The sequence below is a fragment of the Carboxylicivirga marina genome (genome assembly GCF_016612505.1).
Taxonomy (GTDB): Bacteria; Bacteroidota; Bacteroidia; order Bacteroidales; family Marinilabiliaceae; genus Carboxylicivirga; species Carboxylicivirga marina.
Window position 1 is genome coordinate 94,270 of record NZ_JAENRR010000003.1, and the last position, 20,593, is coordinate 114,862.

The window sequence follows — 20,593 nt, forward strand, 5'->3', positions numbered from 1 at the left end:
ATAACTCATACTGCTGTTGAATAGGCTTTATCACAATTTTCTCCTGTTATTTTAAAAGTGTCCAATGTGTGAATTATGTAACATATTTATGGATTTGTGTAAGGACTCCCCAATAACTGGATCGTAACTTTGTATTTGTTAGGAGGTATTCTTACAAAAATAAGGTGATAAAGCATTTAGAATAATTGCTTTGTTACTTGTTAATATTAGAAAATACTCACAAACTAACATTGGCTAAGTTACAATCTGATAAGGATCAGGCTAAGATGATTGCTTCAATTAAGATGTTTTTAATGAACTATTAGGTCACGCATAAAGAAATAACGTTGGTTTTAGTTGGGAAGTAATAGTCAGTTAACCAGTCAATTATGCTGCATCATCTTTCGAATGAACCATGTGCTGAATTAATCAGATTTGGTTTGTTTACATACTTATTTAAACAAAATACCATGAAAAATTTATTGTATGTTATATCAGGACTATTAATAGTTATATGGGGAATTATCTTTTTTGGATTCAATTCTTCAGGATCCGTTCATTGGTTGTTAGCATTTGCTGGATTAGCGATACTTATGGGGTTTATTTTAACCAGACGATTAACAAACTAATTAGATAACAATGCTAAGCCATAAGTTTAAGTTAGTAATGAGGGGTTTCTTTAAAGGAACCTTTTATTAGGCTGGCTCGCCTTCGAAGCCTATACAAATATGATTGTTAGCATGGTTTATTTAACTATTTAACTATCATCTGATGAAACGAGTTATTATTGCACTCGACTTTGATCCCAGCGCTCAAAAGGTAGCTGAGGAAGGTTATGCCCTAGCTAAATCTTTAAAAGCTAAGGTTACTTTAGTACATGTAAAAGCTGATGCAGATTATTACAGTTCCCTTGGCCAGGTTGTAGTTATTGGCTTCTCAGGTCACTTAAAAGGTGATACACCTATAGCACCTGATAATATTGACCCTGATGCTATTTCGCAGGAATTTCTTAATAAGGCGATGTTACATCTTGCAGATAAGAACATCGAAGTTATGGTAGCAAACGGTTCATGTGCCGATTCATTGATTGATGTTGCCAATCAGTTAAACGCATATATGATAGTTATGGGTTCGCATAGCCGTAAATGGTTTGAAAACACAACTATTGGCAGTGTTACTCAAAAGGTGTTACTTGGCTCAAGTATTCCAGTATTTGTGATTCCTACAAACAATAATAGGATTGATTAACTAGTGAATTTCTCTCCTCGACATCCTTACTGTTTAATAATTTTCAGATTGCTACATCTTCATAGCCGCTCTTTATGACGGTTGATATCATTTTAAACCGTTCGTTGGCTTTTATATTATGGGATGTGTGGGCCGGTATGATTATACCGTTGCCTGTTTTAAGGAAATTAGAGTGATGGTCAATGACCACCTCTGCCTGACCTTCAATTACCTGCATAAAGGTGTCAAAGGGAGAGGTCTTTTCAGTAAGTGCTTCACCGGTGTCAATAGCCAAAACACTCACATTACCTGTGTTTTTTTTTATAATGGTTTTACATACCACGGAATTGGGAACATATTCAATGATTTCAATTAAAATATGTGTCTTTGATTTTTCTAATTCGGTGGTTGACATACGTTTTACTTTTCTGATTAAACAAAGGTACTTCAACAGACATCGTAATTTGTTATACTATTGATGGTTTCATTTACATCATTCACACATTTTACTAACCCGGATTAAGGCCATATACCGTTCTAAAATGATAGCCATAAACAGCAAAAGTGATGGCTTCGGTTAACAGGCCAGGCTTTTTAAATAAGGTCCAGAACAACAGTTTCCAAAATTCGATACGGCCTTTTTTAATAATACCAATGATATACATAGACTTAAGAAAGGCAACAAACAGTGACAAGTTGATTCCCTGATGTTGTTTGTAGGTGTGATTATAATTTAAAAATAACTGACGCACCCTCTTATAGTATGGTTTGGTAGTATATATGGCTGAGATTATCTTTTTATATCCATCCAACAATTGGTGGTAATCCATTTTAGGGATAAAGTTCATTGATAAATCGGTATTGTTCCCAGAGGTTTCTTTGGTTAAACGTTTCTCGGCCTCTAAGCGCTTATATAGTTGCGTATGCCTGGGAGCATTTAACAAGCCCACCATCGCCGAAACAATACCACTTTTTTGGATAAAGTCAATTTGGCGTTGAAAGACACTGGGCGTATCGCTGTCAAATCCCACAATAAAGCCGCCCGAAACGGTCAATCCTGTCTTTTGAATGACTTTAATGGATTGCAACAAATTTCTACCCTTGTTTTGTAATTTATTACAGGTATGAAGCGATGTTTCATCAGGTGTTTCTATGCCAATAAAAGTAGACGTTATGCCAGTTTCAACCATCAATGTCATGAGCTCATGATCATCGGCAACATTAATAGAACTTTGGATATTAAACACAAAAGGATAATTGTGCTGTTGCATCCATTGTCTCATCTGAGGAAGTAATTGGTATTTAATTTCTTTTTTGTTACCAATAAAATTATCATCCACAATTGAAACAGGTCCACGCCAGCCTAGGCGGTATAATTCCTCCAAATCATGAATAATCTGGCGGGGCCATTTCATTCTCACCTTATGGCCTAAAAGGGAGGTGATTTCACAAAAGTCGCATGAGTAAGGGCACCCGCGGGAAACCTGAATATTCATGAAAAAATACTTTTTCATTTGCAACAGGTGATAATCAGGCATTGGAGTATCCGATAGATCGGCAAATTGGTCTGTCTTGTATACTTTGGCGGGATGGCCATTTGCCAAATCAGCCAGAAACAAGGGTAAGGTGATTTCTGCTTCATTCAAGACAAAATGGTCAATCTGTGGATAGTTATGATGCTCCTGAGTAAAAAGCGGACCACCTGCCACTATTTTTGTTCCCAGTTTCACGCACTCCGAAATGATATTACTGACGGATTGCCTTTGAATGTGCATGGCACTAATAAAAACGTAATCGGCCCAAAGAATGTCCTTAGCTTCCAGTTCACAAATGTTTAAATCAACCAGCTTTTTATTCCATTCACCTGGCAGCATGGCCGATACAGTGATGAGGCCTAGTGGAGGTACCGCCGCTTTTTTAGATATAAACTTAAGCGCATGTTTAAAACTCCAGAAGGAGTCGGGATATAGCGGATATACGAGTAAAATGTTCATTATCACCTTTAATCAAAATAGTTTAGCCTGCTCATGGCCAATCCCATTCCCCACCAATGAGTTGTATCCTCACAGCTTTAGTGCTTGCAAATGGTTTGTTTATCAGAAACATTGCAACCATTGCGTCTGCGAGAATTGTATTGGTGCAAATTTCGTATAGTCAGTCAAAAAAGGCATTACATTTTTCCTGTTTAATTTTGCAAAATTCACACATTTTCGAGTGTGTCACGTCTCTTGTTTTTAAGCTTTTTAAAGTGAGAAGGTGTCAGGCCCGTTATCTTTTTAAACTGGTTGGATAGGTGTGCAACACTGCTGTAATGCATCTTGTAAGCTATTTCTGAAAGGTTTAGTTCATCATAGACAATAAGCTCTTTTACTTTTTCGATTTTATGCTTCAGGTAAAACTTTTCGATTGTGGTGCCTTTTACTTCCGAAAACAGATTGGCCAGATAGGTATAGTCGTAGCACAGTTTTTCACTCAGGTAATTCGATAAGTTCACTTTTATTTGTTCTTCGGTATAATGCACCAATTCAATAATCGTATTGGTTATTTTTTCAACGAGGATGCTTTTCTTATTGCTCATAAGCTGTAGCCCAGCTTTTCTTAATGCCGCATCTAACTTTTTCAATGTGTCATCAGTCACTGGTCCAATGAAACAAGCCTCCCCAATTTTTACATCTGTATATTCCAACCCCAGCTTATCCAGTTCATGCTTAACAACCATCTGGCATCGGATACATACCATATTTTTAATGTAAACTTTCATGCGTGTATAATATGCTTATTCAGTTGTCAATTTACACTACTTCTTCCTTCTATAGCAAATACAAACAAGGCACTGAAACTTTGTTGCAGCATTATAAAGTTAAGGATATTCAAAATATTTATAAAGCAGTTTGTGACATCCTACGAAATTATCTGACTACAGAAGAAGATTGGTCAGTAATAAAATTTCAGAATGCATGTAAAAGATGATATTTCTATATCTATTCCATTATTATTTCACTAACTTGTATTGGTTTGAAAAGCACTTCCATAACCTCACACATTAACAATTAGTTGTTGCAACAAATTGATTAACGATAAATAAATGATAAAAATGAGATTATGAAAGCAGCAATAATAGGAACATACCCTCCCCGAGAATGTGGGATTGGCACATTCACCCGCCACCTTTATGAATCAATTATTGGGGCAAATCGCCATAACCAAGTTGGCATTATTGCTTTAAACAATTCAGATAAATTGCTTTCGTATCAGAATGAAGTGGAACAGATTATCCGTCAGGATTACCAGCGTGATTACATTGATGCCGCAAAATTTATAAACCACAGTGGCACCGATATTTGTATTTTACAGCATGAGTTTGGCATTTTTGGTGGCAAAGATGGAGTGTATATCCTTCCATTGATACACCGCCTGAAAATACCTCTTGTTGTAACTCTGCATACCATACTTAGCACTCCGTCTTATAGCGAGAAGTTAATACTTCAGGAGATATGTAAAAAGGCTTGCAAAATAGTTGTAATGACCCAAAAAGCTATTGATTTCCTGGATGATATTTATGATGTGCCTAAAGATAAAATAGAATTGATTGAACACGGAGTACCTCAATATCAACTAGACCATCAGAAAGCAAAAATCACCTTAAAGCTTCAAAATAAAAATGTGATGCTCACTTTTGGTTTCCTTGGGCGTAACAAAGGCATTGATGTGGCCATTAAAGCATTGCCAAAGGTAATAGAAAGGCATCCCAATAGCCTCTACTTTGTATTGGGTAAAACCCACCCCAATGTGCTGGGTTATTCTGGAGAAGAGTATCTTATCTACTTGAGGCAGTTGGTTAAAACTTTAGGTCTGGAGAACCATGTGGTTATTCCACATAAGTATATGGGCCAGGATGAGCTATTTATGTACTTGCATGCATCGGATATTTATATCACACCATACAACAACGAGGCGCAGATAACCAGCGGAACCCTTTCGTATGCTGTTGGTGTTGGTTCTGGTGTTATTTCAACACCCTATTGGCATGCGGTTGAATTGCTGGCTAACAACCGGGGGCTTCTGTTTGATTTTGGCAATTCCGAACAACTGAGTGACATCTTGATTGATTTATTAGATCACCCTGAGGAATTGAATACCTTGAGAAGAAATGCAGGTAACTATGGAAAAGAAATTACCTGGCCTATAACTGGTATTAAGTATAGTGAATTGCTGGCACACACTATTCAAGAATGCATAAAAGGGGATGATAACAAGGAGCAACCGTTTGATTTGCTGATGATACCAGCATTTTCGCTAAAGCATATTAAACGATTAACGGATGATACCGGGATTATTCAGCATGCTAAATATGGCATACCTAATTTGAAACATGGCTATTGCCTCGATGATAATGCCAGAGCTCTTCTAATGGCACTCATGACCTATACCCAGAAGAAAAGTAAAAAGGCACTGAATTTATGCAATGTGTATCTAAGTTTTATTCATTACATGCAAAACGAGGATGGCTCCTTTAGAAACTTTCTGAGTTTTAACCGGAACTATATAGACAATGTTGGTTCCGAAGACTCCTTTGGCCGAACCATTTGGGCTTTAGGTTATTTGATGGCAAATGCACCTAACGGCTCTTATTCCCAGGCTAGTCATTCCATATTCTTTAAAGCAGCACCCATTTTTGAAGAATTAAAATCTATTCGCAGCATTGCCAATACAATAATAGGAATTAGTTATTATTTAACTAACTCGCCCGATAACAACAGTATGGTGGCCGTATTAAGAAAATTAGCCAAAAAGCTGGTTGATTATTATGATGACAATAGCTCTGCCAACTGGAATTGGTTCGAAGAGGTATTGACCTACGATAATGCCATGCTCCCTCTTGCGCTATTGCATGTTGCTAAGGTACTTAATGATGAGCAAATCAAGGATGTTGGTATCGCATCTATGGACTTTTTGATTCAACACACTCTGAGTGATGGTTACCTGTCTTTAATAGGTAATGATGGATGGTTTAACAAAAACGGTCGCAAAGCGATGTTTAGTCAGCAACCGGTTGATGCCATGGCCATGATTCTGATGTTTCATCAGGCTTATAAGCTTACTAAAAACAAAGAATACCTGAGCAAATTATTCACCTCTTTTATGTGGTTTTTAGGTGAGAATGATTTGCGAATGCGACTGTATGATTTTGAAACCCATGGATGTTGCGACGGCTTAGAGCGCGACGGAATCAATCGGAACCAAGGTGCCGAAAGCACCCTGGCTTATCTTATATCATACTTAACGGTGTTAAAAGCACATGAAGATTTTTACAGCCTTTAGTGATATCAATTGCTACTAAATGCAACTTCTACTTATCTTTAAATTATTAAAAATGTTAATAAAACGATATTCCGGCAATCCGATTTTACAGAAAGATGATGTGCCTTATCCTGTTGCTACAGTGCATAATGCCGGCATGGTCAAACATGAGGATAAGTACATCATGATTTTCAGATCCCATAAATTTAATGGGCGCAGCATATTGGGTAAAGCAGTGAGTTATGACGGCTTTAACTTTAAAGTTGATGAGCACCCCTTTATGATACCATCTAAAGAGCAACCGTTTAACAAATATGAAGCTTATGGTATTGAGGACCCACGCATTGTAAAAGTAGAAGGAGAATATTTGATTACTTACAGTGCCTACTCCCAATATGGTGTTCGGATTGGACTGGCTAAAACCAAAGACTTTGATCATATTCAGCGTGTGGCTCTTATTACGGAAGCCGACTATCGGAATGTGGTAATTTTCCCCGAAAAGTTCAATAACCTTTATGCCCGTTTAGATCGTCCGCACTCCGAAATATCACCCTGGTCCATCTGGATATCCTATTCACCTGATTTAATTCATTGGGGCCAATCCAAACTGATTATGCGCCCAATGCAATACCATTGGGATGAAATGAAAATAGGGCCGGGAGCAAGCCCTATCAAAACATCGCGTGGGTGGCTAAATATATACCACGGGGTATTTCCAACGATGGACGGATGTGTTTACCGCTTAGGTGTTGCCTTGCATAAGCTTGAAGATCCGTCAGTTATCATTGCAGTTGGTGATGAATGGATCTTACAGCCCGAAGAAGACTATGAGATAACGGGCTATGTGCACAATGTTGTTTTTACCTGTGGTGCGATACCTGAACCTGATGGTACACTTAAATTATACTGGGGAGGTGCAGATAAAGTGATGTGTGTCGGGACAGCCGTTATTGACGAATTGGTTGATCATTGTCTCAGTAATCTCAGACAAGCTATATAAACCGATAGCAAAAGAGGTCAAAGATCAAGTTTCGTAACAAATGACATTTGGCAATGATACATTTAAAGCCTGACTAATAGGAGTGTTAATTGACGATGCCTCAGGAATTAAAACGTAAAGCCATGAAGCCAACACAAGAAAGTTTTTCAAGCGAAGATGAATTTTCTTGACGATTTTCATCTCGCCGACGCGAGATTAGGTATGGTATAATAAATACAAATTAAAGGCCCATGAAAATAGCCATATTATCACCAATAGCATGGAGAACACCTCCCTTAAGGTATGGACCATGGGAACAGGTCGCTTCTAACATTACCGAAGGCTTGGTTGCCAAAGGGCTGGATGTGACTTTATTCGCAAGCGGTAACTCCAATACCAATGCTAAATTGCAATCTATCTCGCCTACCGCTTATGGCGAGGACGATTCGATCGCTTCCAAGGTGTGGGAATGTCTTCACATCAGCTTCCTGATGGAACAAGCTAACGACTTTGATATCATCCATAATCATTTTGATTACTTGCCACTGACCTATTCCAAACTTATTAAAACTCCAATGGTTACTACCATTCATGGTTTTTCATCACCTAAAATTATCCCGGTTTTTAAGCGGTACAACAACCATAATTATTACGTTTCTATTAGTAATGCTGATCGAAGCCCTGAACTCAATTATATAGCAACAGTTTACAATGGCATTAATCCGGTTGATTTTACCTTCAATGCCAATCCCGACGGTTACTTGCTCTTTTTTGGCAGAATACACCCTGAAAAAGGCACCTGCGAGGCCATTCAGATAGCAAAAAGAACAAAACGCAAGCTTATTATTGCTGGATTGGTTCAGGATGAAGATTATTTTTACAGCAGTGTTAAACCTCATATCAATAACGAAGACATTGTATATGTTGGTAATTCAGGGCCTAAACAGCGGGATGAGTTGCTGCGGCAGGCATTTGCCCTGTTACATCCGATTAGTTTCAATGAACCTTTTGGATTAAGTGTAGCAGAAGCTATGTTTTGCGGAACTCCTGTCATCGCTTTTAACAGAGGATCAATGTCCGAGATCATACTTGATGGTAAAACCGGTTTTTTAGTCAATACGCTTGATGAAGCCGTTGCTGCTGTTGATAAGACTTCAAACATCAATCGATGGGACTGCAAGCAGTGGGCTATCTCCAATTTTTCGCAAGATAAAATGGTTGAAGGGTATATTGATGTTTACAAAAGTATTCTGAATCATTAACAAATACATTACAAGGCCATGACAGTATTTAAGATTGAGGACAAAAACGCTTCGGAACTAGTGCAAAGGCAGAAAATAATCATCCATGGAGACGATTCACGCGTCATCACACGCGCTCATATCCCGGGTGAACTGGTGCGTATCAATAACATCATCAACAGGGTACTAAAGCTTACTAATGGCGGGGTTGAGCGGGAATTACAAAAAGTGTATCGTGATTTTGAAAGCAGACATAGAAATCTGGATCACCAGTTGATTAAGCATTTTAATAAAGTCTCAGAGTATATTCCAGCCTCCGTGCAGCTAAGCCAAAATATGCGGATGCTTATTGGCGCCTATTTAACCATGGAATACTCCATTGAATCAGCCGCTTTATTTAACCCTTCCATTGTTGCTCATCCGAACCAGAAATATGTAGTAGATGGCTGCCTGAGATTTATTATGAGCTTGCGGGCCACGGGTGAAGGCCATATTTCCTCTATTGTTTTTCGTAGTGGGGTGATCAATACAGATGGTTCATTCTCATTTGACGAAACCAGCAGGTATGTCGAGCAAGCCTCGGTGTGCCACAACTCAGCCTATGACAGGCATTTATTTCAATGGAAACTGCAGGATTTGGACGCCTGGGATGAAACAAGTATTCGCATATTTGACCAGATTCCAGATACCTTTTCTTATCAGGAGCTAAAGGTGAGTATAGGTGTACTTTACTTAGATACTGATTTTGAATGCAATGATAAAGTTATTGAGTTCATCTACTGGGTGGCCAACTCCAATTATACGCTTCAGTTTGATGAAACCAGTAACATTTCGGAACGAGTTATTTTTCCTTCTTCTGATAATGAAAGCAGGGGAATTGAAGATGCCCGTTTCGTACTATTTAAAGATGACAATGGTGAAGTGACCTATTATGCTACCTATACAGCATATAATGGGTTCAGCATCCTACCCCAGTTAATTGAGACTAAGGACTTTCTCCGATTTAAAGTGATGACTCTGAATGGAAAGGCTGTTCAGAATAAGGGAATGGCACTGTTTCCGCGTAAGATCAATGGAAAGTATGTGATGTTATCACGGCAGGATGGCGAAAACAACTACATCATGTTTTCTGATCATTTGCACTTCTGGCAATCATCCCAGGTTATTCAGGAACCAACCAAGCCCTGGGAATTCATACAGATTGGCAATTGTGGTTCTCCAATGGAGACAGATGAGGGATGGCTTGTGCTCACCCATGGCGTTGGTCCTATGCGTCAATACGCCATTGGGGTGATATTACTTGATTTGGATAACCCCACAAAAGTGATAGCCCGGCTGGATGAACCACTGATAACACCAACAAAAACAGAAAGGGAAGGCTATGTGCCCAACGTGATTTATTCGTGCGGCGGTCTATTACTTCATCAACAATTAATCATTCCCTATGCCATGTCGGATATATCAACTGGAATTGCTACCATCAATGTAAAAGATTTACTAGAGTCAATGACCTATTTGAGCAATAATGAATAACAGTTTCATATCTAGGCTTGATTTAAAAACACATGAAGCAAACAATAAAGCTGAATAGAATCATTGGAAAAAGAAATTTCACCAGCAATTGGCTAAAATGAAGGAAATGCTGTTAAATTCTATATAATAGGAAGATATTCTATCGTGTCTCACCAAACCCAGGTTTGGATAAATAACCGGCTAAATTATTACAGATGAAAAGTAATTCAACATTCTTAAATTATCATTTACATTTTTTACAACTTTTCATTTAGCTTTTTATGAAGAGAAAAATGACCACTCATGCTAAGAAGTAGCGTTGTAGATGCCGTTCGTTTTTTCTAAAATTTCTAAAGCTTTAAAAGTAGGTGAGAATTGCCTCATAACGCTGTAATAGCAATGTTTCTAGTGAAAAACACGGTTTTATAATCTTTACGCAATATTTACAACGTGAACGCTGCAACTATCTAAAAATGAACTTTTAGAAAATTCTGTATCGGGCAAGTAGATAGGTAAAACGTTTATCAGTCTCCTCCATAAGAGATTGCTTGACTCATATGTTTAGATATAGCTATAATTCATAAAGGAACCAACAAGGTACTCCCTTCGTACCTGCAACGTATCAACCTCGCTGGGAGCGTAGTTAAGCCGAAGGTGGCACGAACATGACATGAAGCGCCTGTGAAGAAGTCTCATAGTAAACACTGGTACATTCCGAAGGAACTCAATTTATGCTGATGATAATACCGAAGAGTATTGTCTTGAAAGTAACTTTACAGGTTGTTCCTAAGTAATTTATCTAAGTAACCATTGAGTGGTGATATTTAAGAGTAATTACTTATCTTTCTGATCGAAAATCACCACTGCCGAAAGAAAATAATGGTAAAGATACGTTTACTGCTCATCGGAATTATCTTGTTGAATCATGTATTAGTGTATTCATCAATAGATAATTACCAATTAAGTTTTTTGTCTGTTGAAGATGGCTTGTCTCATAATGAAGTGACGTCTATAGTTCAGGATCAGTATGGTTTTATGTGGTTTGGTACACGTGGTGGGTTAAATCGTTACGATGGTTATGAATTTAAGCATTTTAAGCCATTAGCACAGGATTCTACCAGCATTACAAACCCCTCAATTGAAAGCTTATTCTTAAACTCTTCGGAAGAAATCTATATCGGTTTAAAATCTGGAGGACCATCAAAATATATCAATTCACAAGAAACATTTAAAGAATTTGAGCTTACAACGAATTATGGTCTAAGCCGGGTGCTTTCATTTTTTGAAGATAGTAAAGGAAATACTTGGATTGGTTCCTGGAGTAATGGTATTGTTTGTATTAAGCGTGATACTATTATCCACTTTAAAGATGCAGGACAGGTCAGGGACTTTGCGGAGACGGCAGATGGTAAAGTTTGGGTGGGATCCAGTACTGGATTAAAATATATTACAAATAATGGGCAGTTAATTAATTACGGTGGGAAAAGTATCACCTCAATAACGGTGGATACAAAAAATGAATGCCTTTGGACTTTGGGATGGACACAAGAATTAATGAAAGTCAATTATAAAACACTCGAATCGGATGTCTATGTAAATAACCTGACGAGTAGTGCACGGAACTATAGTGTACTCAATGATACCAAAGGCCGTTTATGGATTGGTACATGGGGCGAAGGTTTTTTCCATTTCGATAAAGGGAACAAAGTGTTTAACAAAGTGGATATTTACCCTGGTAATGCACAATCAGCACCAGTTGACTACCGTGTTATAAGAGATATTTTCGAAGATAAGGTAGGGGATTTATGGTTAGCCACTCAGGGAGGTATTGTTCGATTATCTCCAAAGAATAATTTCAATAGTGTAAAAGTTATTGATTATGACAAACAGAATATTAGCCATATTAACGCTGTTTGTGTTGATGATGAAGGTATAACCTGGGTTGGAACGAACGGCAATGGACTATTTTATACCGAAGATAAAAATACATTTCATAGTGTTGGGGCAAGCCAAGTTCTAAAAAATGGCACTGTAAAGACCATTAACAAGGATCCTGATAATAATTTATGGGTCTGCTTTGAAGAAGGAATTTTCACTATTGAAGATAAGGATGGGAGTTTCCGACTAGTGCCTGTTGTTGATTTATTCCAACAAGATGAATTTAAGAGGGTTCGAAAGGTGCATCAGCTGTTCTTCGATGATGATAAACTTTGGATAGGAACACAACAAAGGGGGGTGTTTTTGTTTGAACAACATGAATCAAAATATCGATTGATTAAACATTTTGTTAGCGGAGAAGAAGATGGAATGCTTGGTGATAACCGCGTAACAGCTATTCGGAAGGATTTATCTGGTAATATGTGGTTCGCTACCTACAAAGGGCTTTTTCGATTTAATCCGCACGATTCAACCTTCTTATCATTAAAGGACCTGGGTATTTCTTCGGCCCTGGCATGTGATATCATTTTGTGTTTAGAACTCGATAAATGTGGAAACCTTTGGTTTGGCACCCCTTGTAGCCTTCATCAGCTGCAATTGTCAGGTTTATCTAAGCTTCAAACTTACAATAAAGCACAAGGCTTAGCCGATGATTATATCAACGGAATTGTGGTAGGAGATAATGAAATGATATGGTGTTCGACCAATGCAGGCATTTCGTCCCTGAACCCAAAGAACGGTCAGGTGCTTAATTTTGGTAAAGCGGATGGGATTGGAGACCTTAGTTATTCTGAAGGAGCGTACTATAAAAATGCTGATGGAACCATTTATTTCGGTGGTTATACTTCGCTCAGCTATTTCAAGCCTGATGATATTAATATTAATAAATACGAATCGCCACTGGTTGTGTCTGCTTTCAAAGTTTTAAACCAAGTGATTAAAGTAGGTGATAATGATGGTTTATTAAAGTCAAACATCAACGACCTTGATGAATTAACGCTATCTCATAAGGAAATGGAATTCTCATTTCAAGTGGCATCGCTTGATTACAAAGCGCCTGATAAAAACCAATATACTTATCGCCTTATCCCTTATGATTCTGACTGGCACGATTTAGGAAATATGCGCGAAATATCATTTAGTAACCTAAAACCAGATACTTATAAACTACAGATAAAAGGAACGAATAGTAATGGAATTTGGAGTAATAGCCTGAAAGAGATTACTATAAAGGTGTTACCCGCACCTTGGAAAAGTATCTATGCTATCTTCGCATATGTTCTGTTTATTCTATTGGTAGTATTGGTTATTATCCGTACTGTTGTTCGGCAGGAACGATTGCAGAATGCACTCAAGCTCGGACGTTTACAAAATGATCAAATAAAGGAAATAAACGATTATAAGCTACGCTTCTTTACAAATATATCGCATGAATTCAGAACACCACTCACACTTATTCAGGCGCCTGTTAAAGAATTACTCAACAAAGATTTTTCAGAAATTAAACCCAGCTTCTACGAAGAACGAATGCAGATGATTGGACACAATACAAATCGTTTGTATAATTTGGTGAATCAGCTATTGGAATTCAGAAAAATGGAATCTGGTAAATTAGAACTGAGAATTAGTGAAGTCAATTTACAACAATTGATCAATGAAAGTTGCCTCGCATATAAACAGTTGGCAAAAACGCAGTCTTTTCGATTTAAGGTCAATTATAAAGCTAAAAATACAACTGTATATCTTGATTTTGAACGAATCACTATTGTGTTAACGAACCTCTTGTCTAATGCATTTAAGCATGTTGAGCCCAATGGCAAAGTTGATGTAATAGTTACAGAAGATGATGGGTATTTTAGAATTGATATTTGTAATGAGGGGAAGCCTATTCCAAAGTCGGAAATAGAGCATTTGTTTGAGCGCTTCTACCAAGTGAAGGGTGGTAGTTCCATTGGAAGCAGTGGTATAGGTTTGCAACTCGTAAAGTCATTTGTAGAGCTTCATAAAGGACGAGTTAGTGTTTCAAGTACTGAAGGTGAGCCAATCATCTTTTCGGTTTATTTAAGAAAAGGAAAGGAGCATTTTTCGACAGATGGATTAGTAAATATTAACGAACACGCGGTATTGCAAATAGAACCAGAAAGACCGGTTTCAAAAGTCTCGGTTAATACTGGTACCAAAGGTGCTACAATATTGATAGTGGAAGATAATCGAGAAGTACGCGATTACTTGCGACAATTTCTTGGAGAGTTTTTTAGTATCGTTGAATCTGAAGATGGTTTAGATGGTTTCGATAAGGCAATTAAATATAAACCGGCATTAGTATTATCAGATGTGATGATGCCTCGTATGGACGGTTATGAGTTATGTGAAAAAATTAAGTCCAATGATTTGATATCGGACATTCCGGTGATATTACTGACAGCAAAAGGAAGTGATAGTGAGCAATTGTTTGGCTCTCAAAAAGGAGCTGATTTATATATAAAAAAGCCATTCAATCCTGAATTGCTATTAGAAGAGATTAAACAATTAATTGCCTCAAGAGTATTGCTAAAAGAGAAGTATTCGCGCAAGGTTGTTCTGGAGGCTAAGAAAGAAGAAATAAGTTCGGAAGAAGCACAGTTTTTGGAGCGATCGGTTAAAATTGTAGAAAAACATATAAAATTACCTGATTTCACACCGGATGCCTTGTCCAAAGAATTAGCGATGAGTTCATCATCTTTTTACCGAAAAATAAAGAAATCCACCAATCAAACACCGGCTGGATTTATTAAATCTATTCGACTGAAAAAAGCAGCTCAACTTTTAAAAGATTCCGACTTAAGTGTATCGGAAATTATTGAGCGGGTAGGGTACCTGGATTCAGCTAGTTTCAGAAAGAATTTTAAAGAACAGTTTGGAGTAACACCAAGTGAGTATCGTAAAAAAGATGCCTAGTTGCCTATGTGCTTAAGCGTTATTTGTAACTGAATTTGGCTTGATTTTATTAAAGATTGAATACAACTACTAGTCGACCTATAACTTTTCAAGTAGGTGATTTTACTGCGTGTTGAACCATTGTCAATGGCTGATATGAATTACTTATTCGCAATTTCAAGTGTAAGTGTTTCAGATGAATATGTTTAATGATGACGAATTGACCTACATCTTTTGAAGAATTTAAGATGTGAATATTGAACAGATTAGAAATGAATATTGAATAGATGAAGCATTGGTTTTTCATCAATGTACAACATCTTGCAATAGTTAAAATCGGTTCATAATACTATGGAAAATAGAGATATTAAATCATCAATAAAAAAAATAAAAGTAACCAAATACGCCCTTTTCGTTATTCTGGCTATTCTGTTATCCATTCTTTTACTAGTGCTCACAAATTAAAGTAGCAATTCAGTTTTCTTAGATACTTCCAAAATCCAATTAAAATGAAGCTAAAATATAAATCCATTAAAAGTGAAAGAAGAAAGGCCCTTGTTATTGAAAGAATAAACGAGCGTCACTTTGAAGATAATTGGCACTATCACAATGAACACGAGTTAATTTATTATATAAAAGGGAAGGGTTCACGTGTTGTAGGAGATAACTTATCAGAGTTTAAAAAAGGCGATTTAGTGCTGGTAGGTGCAGGCTTACCTCACCTATGGAAGAATAGTGAAGAAGTTGAATTGGATGGTTTGGATGCCATTATTATAAAATTTGATACGAATCATAATGCTTTTAATTTATTGTCGATGACAGAGTTTAATAGCATTAAAAGCTTATTTAATTTATCACAAAGAGGTGTGAAATTCAGTGAAAAGTCACTTGGTCAAATTCATGACTTGCTACTTTCATTAATTAGCGCGGATCCTGCTTCGCAAATCATTCTTTTTCTTCAGGTTTTAAACATATTGGCAAATCAAAATGATACGGAACTTTTAGCAAGTCCTGAATTTTCATTACCTATGTCAAATTCAGAAGAGCAACGACTTAATCGAATCATCTCATATGTGTCGTCAAATTATACTAATCCTTTAACCTTAGAACATATTTCAAAAGAAGCAGCAATGACGCCTAATTCATTGTGCCGATTTTTTAAAACACGTACAAATAAAACTATTTTTCAATTCTTAAATGAATATCGTATTGGTAAAGCCTGCGAGCTACTTATTAATGGCGATAAGTCAATATCAGATGTGTGCTTCGAAACCGGGTTTAATTCATTAACCAGTTTTAATCGCGTATTTAAAGATTTAAAGAGCCTTACGCCACGTGATTTTAAAAGAAAATACCAAACTTTAAATACAGGTTTGAGTGTGCAAGCATGCTTTGCTTGATAAGATATAAATTAATCAATAAGAGGAGTAGCTGAGCCGGAAATGCTATTCCAATAAAAATGGCAGTTAGTTTTAACTGTCATTTTTTTGGTTCTATTGGTAAAATGTGGTCAGTGTTAGATAAATACTGAAAAAATTCTGCTTGATCGTTCTTGTACATTTGTTTAGTAAATAATAAGCTGTTGATAAAGCATTTAAATCAGATATATCATGAATTTTGGATATCATAAATTATACATCGGTGGAGAACTCGTTAACTCCAGTAATAAGCTAAAGAAAGAGGTAATTTGTCCGGCCACTGGTGAATCAGTTGCCGAAATTGCTGAAGCAACAATAGACGATACTGAAAGAGCAATTAAGGCAGCACGTAAGGGATTTAACTACTGGTCAAAGTTATCGTTGGCAGAACGCACAGAATGGATGATGAAATTGCGTCAGGCAGTATTGGATAATGAGGATTTACTGCGACAGGCAATGGTGCACGAAATGGGTAAAACCTATGAAGGTGCATGGGAAGATATCGAAGCTGTGGTTAATGGTCTGGAGTGGTACCCAAATGCCATGAAAAACCTTAGGGATGAACAAATTCCTGATTATGAAGGAACACATACGCATAAAATGGTGCATCAACCTGCCGGTGTGGCTGTGGCTTATTTGGCATGGAACTTTCCCTTGTTAAATGTTGGGTTTAAATTGGGGCCTGCTTTAGCTGCCGGATGTAGTTTAATAATCAAGCCGTCATCTTTGTCTCCTTTGTCGGCATATATGCTTGGTAAAATTATGCATGATATTAATTTTCCGGCAGGGGTTGTTAATATACTTTCAGGTAGTATTAACAATGTGGCCAATGTCTTAACAAAGAGTAAACAGACTAATGTGCTCACCATGATTGGTTCTACTCAAACTGGTTTGCGGGTGATTGCTGATAGTACAACTTCCATTAAGAAGTTAAGTATGGAGTTAGGAGGTAATGCACCTTTTATTGTATTTGAAGATGCTGATTTTGATCAGGCACTGAATTTAGCAATAGGCTTGAAGTTTGGTAATAGTGGACAGATTTGTGTTGCGGCTAACCGAATTTTTATTCATGAATCTATTTATGAACAATTTCTTACAGCCTACATTCAAAGGGCTAAAAGTTTAAAGCTAGGTTTCGGTAAGGATGAAAAACCAGATATGGGACCTGTCGTAACCAGATCTGATCGAGATAGGATGTTTGAACTTGTTGATGATGCTGTTTCAAAAGGGGCAACACTTGAGGCTGGAGGAAAAGTTCCAGAAGGAAAAGAAAAAGGTAATTGGATAGAGCCAACTGTTCTGTCTGGTGTTACAAAAGATATGAGAGTGGTGCAGGAAGAGATTTTTGGTCCTGTGGCGCCAATTATTAAGTTTAGCACTGATGATGAAGTGTTGGAACTGGCAAATGATACCGAATATGGATTGGCATCTTACATATTTACCAATAATCATAATCGTATAGAACGCTTTATAGCGGAACTGGAATTTGGTGAGGTTCAGGTGAATGGTGTGAAGTATTCGATTTATTTGCCTCATGGCGGAATAAAGAATAGTGGTATTGGTTATGATTGCTCTCATTTAGCATTAGACGATTACCTTGTTAAAAAACGAATCTCTATTGCTAAATAAAACAATCCAAAATATAAATCTACAGTTTTAAAAAATCACATTATGGAAGCAATGTTTTTTCCTTTTCTGCTAATAATTTTTGCCAGTATTTTCCAAGGATCTTTTGGACTAGGAATGAAATATATGGCCCCCCTAAAATGGGAATCTTGGTGGCTGGTTCACGTCATAATTGCCATGATTCTTTTGCCAATGGGTTGGGCTTACCTGGCCGTGCCTGATTTGTGCGATGTTTTAGGCACATCCTTTTCAAATCCTGAAATGCAAAATATTGTACTTATCGCCATGTTTTTCGGATTTCTTTGGGGAATTGGAGGAATACTATTTGGAGTAAGTGTGCCCTATATTGGTTTATCATTAACCATGGGAATAGTAATGGGCTTAGCCGGTTCTGTTGGTGCTTTAATTCCATTATTACGCATGGAAAATTCAACATCTTTACCTCAATTTCCTTATGTAATTGCAGGGTTGGTCATTACATTAGTTGGTGTTGCTATTACAGCCAAAGCGGGTATTGATAAAGATAAAATGACTGCTGAGGTTTCAGGAGATAAGTCAAATATCGTCAAAGGAATACTCATTGCTGTTAGCTGTGGTGTTTTATCAGCTTTATTAAATGTTGGATTTGTTGAAGCGACTCCTATTGCAAAACTGGCTGAATCGATGGGCGCCATTGATAGAAATGCAAGTCTTGCAGCCTGGGTTGTTGTATTAATTGGTGCATTCATTATGAACGCAGGCTATGCCATCTTCTTACTGTTCAAAAACAAATCATGGAGTTCATTCCGGGTTAAGGGTTCTGCTAAGGCCTATCGTTGGGCAATCTTGGCTAGTATTTTCTGGTTTGGAGCATTGGGCGTATATGGTCAGGGAGCTGCACTTATAGGACCAATTGGCGGAGTAATAGGATGGCCAATGTTATTAGGTTTATCACTGATTGTAAGTAATTTTTGGGCCTACAGAGCCGGTGAATGGCAAGGAGCAGCTAAACCATTTAAAACCCTGATATTGGGATTAGCAGTGTTGATTATTGCCAGCATTATTCTGGGCTATGCCAACGTGGTTTAAGAAAATATTTTGTTGGCTGGCAGAGTTATTTGTCAGCCAATTTATTAAGTGCTTCTAAGAAAACTCGTGTATTTTAAGTGGCTTCATAAAAAATGTCAAAAACATCGGAACGAGAAAGAATTGAGTATTCTTAATCGTTTCAGAAATTACCAAAATAAAACGGAGTTTAACTTGTGTAAATGAGTGTTTTCCAGCAAACGTAACGCTGTTGTTGGTGTTTTCTTATTGCCACTATTTAGAAAGATAAAATGAAGATAATTAAAATAGAGCCCTTTGTTGTTAGCCAGGAACTAAATGAACCGTTTTATTTCTCGCAATGGGAATATAAGACGCGAACTATTTGCCTTGTAAAAGTAACTGCTGAAGATGGAACTTATGGCTGGGGAGAAGGCTATGGGCCAGCTCATTTGGTAAAAGAAGGTATTGAATTTTTTAAACCATTTATCATTGAGATGAATGCCCTTGAGCATGAGAATGTATGGCAAACCATGTATCGCCGTTCATTGGACTATGCACGACGAGGTGTGATGATGGCTGCATTAAGCGCCATTGATATTGCTTTATGGGACATCAAAGGCAAACATTTTGGCTTGCCGGTTTCATCGTTATTAGGTGGACGAAAAAGAGAAAAGATAAAACCATATGCTACGGGCCTTTATTTTACACAAAGTGATAACCTTAAACAAAAATTGGTTAAAGAAGCCATTGATTATAAAACGCAAGGTTTCAAAGGACTGAAAATGAAAGTGGGTCTGGGTATTGCAAAAGATGTGGAGTATGTCACCGCTATTCGTGAGGCCATTGGTGAGAATATGGAGCTGATGATTGATTCCAATCATGCTTATTCATTGAAAGAAGCAGCACTGTTGGCTCGAAAACTTGAACACCTAAACATCTCGTGGTTTGAAGAACCAGTTTCACCAGAACATTATAGCTGTTACAAGCAGCTGCGTGATAGAACGCATATACCAATCGCGGGTGGTGAGTGTGAATACCTTCGTTACGGATTTTTGCAACTATTCCAAAACCTGTCAGTCGATGTTGCTCAGCCCGATATTGCAGCAGCAGGAGGTATAACTGAAGTGAAAAAAATAGCAGCTATGGCTAATACTTTTGGCGTTGAGGTGGTTCCGCACAGTTGGGGTACTGGTATTGCCTTATACGCAGCCATGCACTTGATTTCTAATTTAGATGTGGTTCCGGGTAGAATGTTTGAATCAACGCCATGGATGGAGCTTGATCGATCAGAGAATGAATTAAGAGATGTGATGACTGAACCATTGATAGTACCCAAGAATGGATACTTGCATGTGCCTGACACACCTGGTTTAGGTGTAGATGTAAATATGGAAGTCCTTGCTAAATATGTTATTGATTAATTAAGAAGT

The 20,593-nt window shown here is 37.5% G+C and carries 13 protein-coding genes; 10 read left to right on the forward strand and 3 right to left on the reverse strand.

Annotation, left to right across the window (positions count from 1 at the left end):
- Positions 1–750: 750 nt before the first annotated feature.
- Positions 751–1,227, forward strand: a complete 477-nt coding sequence (locus JIV24_RS02180; protein ID WP_200463362.1) for a universal stress protein — start codon at positions 751–753, stop codon at positions 1,225–1,227.
- 43 nt (positions 1,228–1,270) lie between these two features.
- Here JIV24_RS02180 and JIV24_RS02185 read toward each other — a convergent pair whose 3' ends face one another.
- The 3 genes from JIV24_RS02185 to JIV24_RS02195 all read right to left on the reverse strand — a co-directional run bounded on the left by JIV24_RS02185 (position 1,271) and on the right by JIV24_RS02195 (position 3,967).
- On the reverse strand, positions 1,271–1,621 hold the full coding sequence (locus JIV24_RS02185; RefSeq protein WP_200463363.1) for a cupin domain-containing protein: 351 nt from the start codon (positions 1,619–1,621) through the stop codon (positions 1,271–1,273).
- A 94-nt stretch (positions 1,622–1,715) separates the two neighbouring features.
- A complete protein-coding gene (locus tag JIV24_RS02190) occupies positions 1,716–3,200 on the reverse strand; it encodes a B12-binding domain-containing radical SAM protein (RefSeq protein ID WP_200463364.1) in 1,485 nt (494 codons plus the stop codon).
- A gap of 206 nt (positions 3,201–3,406) precedes the next feature.
- Entirely contained in the window at positions 3,407–3,967 is a 561-nt protein-coding gene (locus JIV24_RS02195; protein WP_234445673.1) for a helix-turn-helix domain-containing protein, read from the reverse strand.
- 341 nt (positions 3,968–4,308) lie between these two features.
- On the opposite strand from JIV24_RS02195, the gene JIV24_RS02200 reads away from it, so the two are divergent.
- The 9 genes from JIV24_RS02200 to JIV24_RS02240 all read left to right on the forward strand — a co-directional run bounded on the left by JIV24_RS02200 (position 4,309) and on the right by JIV24_RS02240 (position 20,584).
- Positions 4,309–6,528: a glycosyltransferase family 4 protein gene (locus JIV24_RS02200; RefSeq protein WP_200463365.1), complete on the forward strand. Its 2,220-nt coding sequence runs from the start codon at positions 4,309–4,311 to the stop codon at positions 6,526–6,528.
- Positions 6,529–6,580: 52 nt separating this feature from the next.
- Positions 6,581–7,507, forward strand: coding sequence for a glycoside hydrolase family 130 protein (locus tag JIV24_RS02205; RefSeq protein WP_200463366.1), 927 nt, complete (start codon positions 6,581–6,583; stop codon positions 7,505–7,507).
- A gap of 230 nt (positions 7,508–7,737) precedes the next feature.
- The gene (locus tag JIV24_RS02210; protein WP_200463367.1) at positions 7,738–8,748 is read left to right on the forward strand and encodes a glycosyltransferase family 4 protein; all 1,011 of its coding nucleotides are present in this window, start codon (positions 7,738–7,740) and stop codon (positions 8,746–8,748) included.
- 18 nt (positions 8,749–8,766) lie between these two features.
- A complete protein-coding gene (locus JIV24_RS02215; RefSeq protein ID WP_200463368.1) occupies positions 8,767–10,260 on the forward strand; it encodes a glycoside hydrolase family 130 protein in 1,494 nt (497 codons plus the stop codon).
- 858 nt (positions 10,261–11,118) lie between these two features.
- The gene (locus JIV24_RS02220) at positions 11,119–15,114 is read left to right on the forward strand and encodes a hybrid sensor histidine kinase/response regulator transcription factor (protein WP_200463369.1); all 3,996 of its coding nucleotides are present in this window, start codon (positions 11,119–11,121) and stop codon (positions 15,112–15,114) included.
- A 488-nt stretch (positions 15,115–15,602) separates the two neighbouring features.
- Positions 15,603–16,493, forward strand: a complete 891-nt coding sequence (locus JIV24_RS02225; protein ID WP_200463370.1) for an AraC family transcriptional regulator — start codon at positions 15,603–15,605, stop codon at positions 16,491–16,493.
- Positions 16,494–16,703: 210 nt separating this feature from the next.
- Positions 16,704–18,140 (forward strand): NAD-dependent succinate-semialdehyde dehydrogenase, encoded by a 1,437-nt coding sequence (locus JIV24_RS02230; protein WP_200463371.1) that lies wholly within the window; start codon positions 16,704–16,706, stop codon positions 18,138–18,140.
- Between the two features lie 42 nt (positions 18,141–18,182).
- Positions 18,183–19,205, forward strand: coding sequence for an L-rhamnose/proton symporter RhaT (locus JIV24_RS02235; protein WP_200463372.1), 1,023 nt, complete (start codon positions 18,183–18,185; stop codon positions 19,203–19,205).
- Positions 19,206–19,453: 248 nt separating this feature from the next.
- On the forward strand, positions 19,454–20,584 hold the full coding sequence (locus JIV24_RS02240) for a mandelate racemase/muconate lactonizing enzyme family protein (RefSeq protein ID WP_200463373.1): 1,131 nt from the start codon (positions 19,454–19,456) through the stop codon (positions 20,582–20,584).
- The last annotated feature ends 9 nt before the right edge of the window (positions 20,585–20,593 follow it).

What these genes read in the sequence shown, in the direction of transcription:
- JIV24_RS02230 (WP_200463371.1), top strand. Translation starts at nt 16,704, where the DNA reads ATGAATTTTGGATATCATAAATTATACATCGGTGGAGAACTCGTTAAC.
- JIV24_RS02225 (WP_200463370.1), top strand. Translation starts at nt 15,603, where the DNA reads ATGAAGCTAAAATATAAATCCATTAAAAGTGAAAGAAGAAAGGCCCTT.
- JIV24_RS02210 (WP_200463367.1), top strand. Translation starts at nt 7,738, where the DNA reads ATGAAAATAGCCATATTATCACCAATAGCATGGAGAACACCTCCCTTA.
- JIV24_RS02190 (WP_200463364.1), bottom strand. Translation starts at nt 3,200, where the DNA reads ATGAACATTTTACTCGTATATCCGCTATATCCCGACTCCTTCTGGAGT.
- JIV24_RS02240 (WP_200463373.1), top strand. Translation starts at nt 19,454, where the DNA reads ATGAAGATAATTAAAATAGAGCCCTTTGTTGTTAGCCAGGAACTAAAT.
- JIV24_RS02205 (WP_200463366.1), top strand. Translation starts at nt 6,581, where the DNA reads ATGTTAATAAAACGATATTCCGGCAATCCGATTTTACAGAAAGATGAT.
- JIV24_RS02200 (WP_200463365.1), top strand. Translation starts at nt 4,309, where the DNA reads ATGAAAGCAGCAATAATAGGAACATACCCTCCCCGAGAATGTGGGATT.
- JIV24_RS02235 (WP_200463372.1), top strand. Translation starts at nt 18,183, where the DNA reads ATGGAAGCAATGTTTTTTCCTTTTCTGCTAATAATTTTTGCCAGTATT.
- JIV24_RS02195 (WP_234445673.1), bottom strand. Translation starts at nt 3,967, where the DNA reads ATGAAAGTTTACATTAAAAATATGGTATGTATCCGATGCCAGATGGTT.
- JIV24_RS02185 (WP_200463363.1), bottom strand. Translation starts at nt 1,621, where the DNA reads ATGTCAACCACCGAATTAGAAAAATCAAAGACACATATTTTAATTGAA.
- JIV24_RS02180 (WP_200463362.1), top strand. Translation starts at nt 751, where the DNA reads ATGAAACGAGTTATTATTGCACTCGACTTTGATCCCAGCGCTCAAAAG.
- JIV24_RS02220 (WP_200463369.1), top strand. Translation starts at nt 11,119, where the DNA reads ATGGTAAAGATACGTTTACTGCTCATCGGAATTATCTTGTTGAATCAT.
- JIV24_RS02215 (WP_200463368.1), top strand. Translation starts at nt 8,767, where the DNA reads ATGACAGTATTTAAGATTGAGGACAAAAACGCTTCGGAACTAGTGCAA.